Origin of the sequence: Moheibacter sp., assembly GCF_049672845.1 — a bacterium.
Classification (GTDB): Bacteria; Bacteroidota; Bacteroidia; order Flavobacteriales; family Weeksellaceae; genus Moheibacter.
Genome location: NZ_JBATWT010000001.1, coordinates 1 through 6755 on the forward strand (window position 1 = coordinate 1; position 6755 = coordinate 6755).

At 37.9% G+C, this 6755-nt stretch carries 6 protein-coding genes; 5 read left to right on the top strand and 1 reads right to left on the bottom strand.

Annotated elements, in window-relative coordinates:
* The first annotated feature begins 788 nt into the window (after window positions 1-788).
* The 5 genes from WBF63_RS00005 (at window position 789) to WBF63_RS00025 (ending at window position 5393) form a co-directional block, all read left to right on the top strand.
* Window positions 789-1568, top strand: a complete 780-nt coding sequence (locus tag WBF63_RS00005) for a tetratricopeptide repeat protein (RefSeq protein ID WP_424367635.1) — start codon at window positions 789-791, stop codon at window positions 1566-1568.
* 496 nt (window positions 1569-2064) lie between these two features.
* Entirely contained in the window at window positions 2065-2814 is a 750-nt protein-coding gene (locus WBF63_RS00010) for a (Fe-S)-binding protein (protein ID WP_076782926.1), read from the top strand.
* A gap of 12 nt (window positions 2815-2826) precedes the next feature.
* Window positions 2827-4212, top strand: coding sequence for a lactate utilization protein B (locus WBF63_RS00015; RefSeq protein ID WP_424367636.1), 1386 nt, complete (start codon window positions 2827-2829; stop codon window positions 4210-4212).
* Window positions 4205-4798, top strand: coding sequence for a LutC/YkgG family protein (locus WBF63_RS00020; protein WP_063969749.1), 594 nt, complete (start codon window positions 4205-4207; stop codon window positions 4796-4798). Before WBF63_RS00015 ends, WBF63_RS00020 begins: the two co-directional genes overlap by 8 nt.
* Before the next feature lies 1 nt (window position 4799).
* Entirely contained in the window at window positions 4800-5393 is a 594-nt protein-coding gene (locus WBF63_RS00025; protein ID WP_424367637.1) for a nucleosidase, read from the top strand.
* Here WBF63_RS00025 and WBF63_RS00030 read toward each other — a convergent pair.
* Complete coding sequence (locus WBF63_RS00030; protein WP_424367638.1) at window positions 5373-6620, bottom strand: IS5 family transposase; 1248 nt, start codon at window positions 6618-6620, stop codon at window positions 5373-5375. The two genes, WBF63_RS00025 and WBF63_RS00030, sit on opposite strands and share 21 nt — an antisense overlap.
* Window positions 6621-6755: the final 135 nt, after the last annotated feature.

The window sequence follows — 6755 nt, forward strand, 5'->3', positions numbered from 1 at the left end:
ATCATTTTCTGGAACCAAGTTCTCTAAGCTGGTTTGATAGAATAGTTTGGGGGTAAATTTCTTCCGTCCTTGCATACAACAAGATACACATTTTTTTTGATAATGGGGAGTTGTGCAACAAGCACATGGTATTTGCAAAATGCGGGGTTGAAGACAAGGTTGAAATATTTGTTATTTTTTGGCGCAACTTGCTTTTCGTTACACATTTTTTAGTAATTTAGTTCCACGAAAAAGCAATTTGCTCCGCTTGGTTAAAATTGAACTTTTAGTTCATTTTTGCCCGCACTTCGCAAATACTTTTTCCGTTGTACAAAATTTTATTCCAAACGTTTGGTTTTTTCTTACGGAAATTAATGCATTTAAATGATAAAAAAAATCGAGTTAAAGCGAAAAGGAAGTATGACTTTCGCTGTCAAACTTTCAAAGAGTACTTTGTAGAAAGTTTTACTTTCAGTGCAAATACTTGCATAAAGTTTGTCTAAGCTAACGAAAAAAAATGACAAAGTCAAGGACTGGGATTTTATCTTTAGTTTAGCTCTATATTTTTTTTAGATTTTTAAAATTTACCGTATATCGTTTTTATAACTTCGCAAAGCATTGTTTTGCAAAATAAAAAAATCGATAAAAACTATAATTTTGGATATAAAACTACAAGTTTTTGTAAATTGTGAAACAAAAACTATCGTACAACTGGCAGTTTTGCAAAATTCGTCTGCCGCAGGCGCAACACAGACAAACTTCGTAAAGCTGCCAAAGCGTTATATGATATGCTTTCCAAAATTGCGAAAATGAACAAAATCTCTATATTATTATTTTCACTCTTTATTTCAAGTTTCACTTTTGCTCAATCAGCAGAAGAACTAAATCTAAAATCTAAAGAATTAATCCAAGAACGAAAGTTTGAAGAAGCACTTCCTATATTAAAAAAATCCGCTGAATTGGGTAATCCAGAAGCCCAATATAATTATGCTATCTTTTTACAAGAAGGAATTGGAATTCAAAAAAATGAACAAGAAGCTATTAAATGGTATTCAAAATCTTCTGATAACGGATTTAATGACGGACATTATGCTATGATGATGGCATATGGAAATGGTCAAGGAATTGAACAAAACTCTGAAAAAGCTTTTGAATACGCACTGAAATGCGCAAACAATAATGACGCAACGTGTATGTGGAATGTTGTGAATTGTTATTTAACCGGCAACGGAGTAAAATCAGATATTTCGAAATTTAAAGAATGGATTATTAGATTAGCAAAACTTCCAAATCCTGAGAATCTTTCACAAAGTGGAAATATTACATCTGCAAGATTGGAGCTTGCTAATTTTTATAAAAATGGTGAATATTTTGAAAAAGATATTTATCAAAGTTATTTATGGTATTTAATATACAATGAATATAAAGTAGACTTTAGTATTTTAAAACAAGAAGAAGTTATAAAAGAAATAAAAGAACTTGAAAAAAGTCTCACGAAATCTCAAATCGAGAATGCTCCAAAAGACGCTGAAAATCTTTTAGGAAGAAAGCTAATTAATCTAGGTGAACTTTATAAAAACTCACTCTAAAACAAGCACATCATATAACATCGGCTTGGCAAAATGCGGGATTAAGTGCAAAGTTGAGCTTTTGTGCTTATTAAGTCGCCAAAAGCCAATTTTATTGGCTTTTATTTTTAAATTAGCAAATAGAAATTGGCTTTGGCTTAGTTTCGGTCTGAATTGAACTTTCGCTCAATTCAAGCCCGCACTATCGCCAAGCCGCGGCCCGTTGTACGCAATCTCGCTTAAAAATCGTGAAAAATGAAATATGAGAAATTATTACAAACCAAACCAAAGAATGAAATTACATATTCAGATTTATTAGAATTAGAAGAATGGAAAATAAAAAGAGATGAAATTCTGAAAAAAGACTTTTGATTTCAAAGGTCTTTTTTATTGTCTTAATGCCAGGTAAATTATTTTTACTCAATATAAATAACCTCTCGTATAGGCTTTTTTCATCCTAAGCCTAATCAGGAAAAGAAGAAATAGTGCTAATTTACAGTTTCTATAAAATTTTGTAATGAAAGTAGCACTATTTATCCCCTGTTATATAGATCTGATTTACCCCAAAGTCGGTATTGCCACACTTGAGCTTTTGGAGCGATTGGGCGTAGAGGTCACAGTACCTTTGCAGCAGACTTGTTGTGGACAGCCTATGGCCAATGAGGGCGATCAGAAACATTCTATAAGGACAGAAACTCAGTTTTGTGAAAATTTTAAGGATTTGAATTTTGATTATATCGTTGGGCCGGCAGGGAGTTGTGTCAAGCACGTCAAGCTCCATATGGATGCAATTCCTCAAACCGAAACTGTTACAGAAATCCGTCACAAAACCATAGAATTAGTAGAGTTTTTACACGATGTTCTCAAGATAGAAGAATTCCCTTGGGCAGATTTCCAGCATACGGTGGCTATCCATAATTCCTGCAGTTCTATCCGCGGCTTACACATTGCATCCCGTTTTGAGTGGCAGGAACCTTACTTTAATAAAACCGAAGATCTGTTAAAGAAGGTGTCAGGAGTTAAAGTAGAAACGATTGACAGGCCACAAGAATGCTGTGGCTTTGGTGGGACGTTTTGTGTAACCGATGAAGCGGTGAGTGCCAAGATGGGGCAGGACAAAGTTGCTGATTACACAAGGCATAAAGTAGAATATGTAGTTTCGCCGGATATGTCTTGCCTGATGCATCAGGAAGGCATTGCCAAAAGAGAAAAGTCAGACCTCAAATTTGTACATATTGCTCAGGTTTTGAATAACGGACCATTCTAAAAATCACAAACAATGGGAAAAGTAAACGTAGAAGATAATGCGAGAAAATTCATCAAACAGGATGATATTCACGTGGCGCAACACGATAAAAATCTTTATAATACTATCATTAAACGTAGTAAAGTATCCTCTGAGATTCCGGAATGGGAAGAGCTTAGAAATCTGGCTTCGCAAATCAAAGAACATACGCTGACGCATTTGGATCACTACATTGAACAGTTTGCAACAAAAGCCGAGGAAAATGGTATCACTGTTCATTTTGCAAAAGATGCCGATGAACACAACGCTATTGTTTTTGATATTTTGAATTCTCACGGCGCAAAGCGCATCATCAAAAGCAAATCGATGCTGCAGGAAGAATGCGGGATGACACCTTTTCTTGAAGAAAGAGGAATTGATGTCCTGGAGACTGATCTGGGTGAACGAATCCAGCAACTATCGGACGAGCGCCCAAGTCATATTGTAATGCCTGCCATCCAAAAAACGACAGAAGATATTGCCAAACTATTTGCAGATAAAATTGGTACGGATCCCAACGATGATGATCCGCATTCTCTCGCAGAAGCAATGAGGAACAATGCCCGGCCCAAATTTTTGGTGGCAGATGCCGGGATGACAGGCGCCAATTTTGCCGTTGCCGAAACCGGTACTTTTGTAGTCTGTACTAATGAAGGTAATGCCGATCTTACTGCAAGCATTCCACCGCTTCATATTGCCAGTATTGGTATAGAAAAGATCCTGCCGAAGGTAGAAGATCTGGGTGTTTTTATCAGACTACTTTCCCGCAGTGCTTTAGGAACGCCGGCGACACAATATACGTCTCATTTTTCAGGCCCAAGAGAAGGATCTGAGATGCACATAGTACTCACAGATAATGGCAGGAGCAAAAGATTGTCTATGGACAAGTTCTGGCATTCTCTCAAATGTATCCGTTGTGGTGCCTGTATGAATACCTGCCCTGTGTACAGAAGGAGTGGCGGATTGTCTTATGGTGCTACTTATTCCGGCCCGATTGGGATTATTCTGGATCCTACTTTTGATGAAGACACCTATTCAGAATTACCTTTCCATTCATCGCTTTGCGGCTCGTGTACAGAGATTTGCCCCGTTCATATTAATATTTCGGACCAGATTATCGAGTGGCGAAAAGTGATGATGGAGAAAAAGAAAACACCTTTTGGCAGAAGGCTGGCATTTGCTGCTGCTGACCGAATGCTGGGCAGTGCAACTGCTTTTAAAATGATGGAAAAGACCACTTACAATATGCTGAATATTCTCCCAAAATCTCTATTGGAAAACAGCACGTTGGATCCTTGGGTAGAAGACCGTGAATTGCCTGACGTGAAAAAAGAAACCTTCAGAGACTGGTACAAAAAAAACCGAAAAAACAATGACTAAAGAAGAATTACTGAGTTCGGTAAGAACCAATCTTGCTAACCGCGAAAAAGTGGATTATCCCGCCATCCCGGATTATAAAAAGCCAGGGACAGATCTTAAAGCTGTTTTTGAAATTAACGCCAAAATTGCTGCCGTCGATTTTTATGATGTCGCATCGGTAGAAGAAGCGCAGGAAATTATGCGAAAAAAGCTTCCTGATGCTAAGGTCACTTGCTCTGCAACGCCTGAATGGAGAGGGAATAAAGATATACACGTGCAAAAGCCCGCGGATCTTAATGATGTGGATTTGGGTATTTTCCGTGCAGAGTTTGGTGTGGCGGAGATGGGAATGGTCTGGGTCACCGAAAAATCCCTGGTTACCAATTCATTAGGTTATTTATCTCAACACCTCGCTGTTTTGCTGGATCCTGAAGATTTGACCGAAAATATGCATACCGCCTACAAAAGAGTAGATTTTCCACACTCACATTATGGCTGTTTTGTGATGGGGCCATCTGCAACAGCGGACATCAGCGCCGTTTTGGTACACGGTGCACAGGGCGCACGGACATTGACTTTGTTCTTTCTGAAAAAACCTGTGCCCTAAAATGACAATTAACGGAAAGCTTTACAGCAACATCCTTTTGGTTTTTGCTCTGGAATCAGAAGCCGGAAAAGAATTTGAGAGTTTTAATAAATTGTTTGTTGGTGTAGGAAAAATTAAAGCGACTTATCATCTTGTAAAAGCCATTCAAAAATCTAAGCCAGATCTCATAATCAATTTGGGAACAGCAGGAAGTACAGTTTTTGACAGAGGAACTATTGTTAACTGCAACCGTTTTATCCAGCGGGATATGGATGTAAGAGCATTGGGTTTTAAGAAATTTGAGACGCCATTTTCTGATGAACCAATTCTTTTGGAATATGGAATTAAAACAAGCCATCTCCCGAACGGGATCTGCGGTTCCGGCGACCAATTCGAAATGGAGCATATCAATCCTGAATATAATGTCATCGATATGGAAGATTTTGCGTTGGCGAAAGTCGCTGAGCAGGAAAAAATCGATTTTCTATGTTTGAAATATATTTCTGATGGAGCAGACGGAAATGCTGCTGATGATTGGACACAAGAAGTCAAAAAAGCTTCAATCGCATTAAAAAGAGAACTAGATAGTCGTTCCTTAACAAAACCCACTATTTAATTTATATTTAAAAACAGGATTAGAAAACAGCATAATTTGTATCTTATAAAATAAGAAAATAATTTTCTGTTTCAGTAGTTCCATCATTTTCTTCATGTTCCAAGCGGTTGCAACTAGTAATGCATTGATTTGTGGTCCCGTTTCTCCCAGGAAGTAATTTTTTGCCAGCCTAAAATCGGTTTTTAAATGTCCGATGATAGGTTCTATTGCCGCTCTGGTTCTAAATTTTTTTCGCTTTGTCTGCTTTTGATAAGCAGTGTCTTTTTTTCTTGGAGTGCTTGGGATGGAGATTTTCACGCCTTTTATTTCTGATTTTCCTCTGCCACCTCTATCGTAAAGGAGTTCTTTTGGGAGCTTTTGACCACCGGTTTCCATCTGTTCCAAAAGTGGTTCTATAGTGTGACCATCGTAAGGAGTTTGCAAAAATGCTTTAATCCCGAGAATGATTTTCTTGCCTTTGTTGGCGGTGGTTATCAAACCTACCTTATTCCCAAATTCATACTGGCTATGCGCTTTTCCTTTGGCAATACATCGGGTAAAAGGCTTGTGAATGCTGTAAATTTTATCGGCATCGTTTCTTTTTTGTGTGACAACCTTGGTGTACAATGTCATTAAATCTTTATAAAATTCTTGCTGTTCTGCATTAAAATTCCGTTGCAATTCACGAACCTGTCTCATGGCGATGGTTTTGAGCTGTCTTTGAGATTTCCTTGCCGCTTTTGCCCGCTTGGGATGTTTTCCGTTGTAGGTGTTGCGCACCATTTGTTTGCTGACTTTTATGTAGCGTTGTCTTTGTTTTATGCCTTCATTTCCGGCTATTTTGTTGCAATAATCAATCACTTTTTTGCACAATTTTGCATCGGTAGGAAAAGAGGTATTATTCTCCTGAACGGTAGTATCGGACAAAACAAAATTTGAGGTGTTCGTCTTGGCATCGTGCATTCTTACGCTGTAGGCAAAGATTTTTTCGATACCTTTTTCGCCAATTCTTTTTCGGAAATGAACAAAATTACTCGGGTCACAAGGAAATTCGTGTTCAAAGAAAACCCTGCCACAAAAATGCTGCATATAAGGATTCATGATCCAGGCTTTTTCCAACGTCTCATCGCCCAAATTATACAAATGTTTCAGTAGCAAACAACCCACCATAAACCGAATCGGATGGCTCGGATTGCCCACTTTGGAATACAAGGGCGAAAATTCTTTCTCAAAATAATTCCAATCTATTTTTTCTTAAAGTAGAACAAGTTCATGCTCGTGGTCAATAAAATCCACCAACATTGGGCGGAATAATTCTGGCTTCTTTTCTGGATTTTTCCCCAACATATTTGCAAGGTTTTAAAGCTCTAAGATACAAATTCT

Bases quoted from the DNA above. Each gene is read 5' to 3' on its own strand.
- WBF63_RS00005 (WP_424367635.1), top strand. From the start codon at position 789: ATGAACAAAATCTCTATATTATTATTTTCACTCTTTATTTCAAGTTTC.
- WBF63_RS00015 (WP_424367636.1), top strand. From the start codon at position 2,827: ATGGGAAAAGTAAACGTAGAAGATAATGCGAGAAAATTCATCAAACAG.
- WBF63_RS00020 (WP_063969749.1), top strand. From the start codon at position 4,205: ATGACTAAAGAAGAATTACTGAGTTCGGTAAGAACCAATCTTGCTAAC.
- WBF63_RS00025 (WP_424367637.1), top strand. From the start codon at position 4,800: ATGACAATTAACGGAAAGCTTTACAGCAACATCCTTTTGGTTTTTGCT.
- WBF63_RS00010 (WP_076782926.1), top strand. From the start codon at position 2,065: ATGAAAGTAGCACTATTTATCCCCTGTTATATAGATCTGATTTACCCC.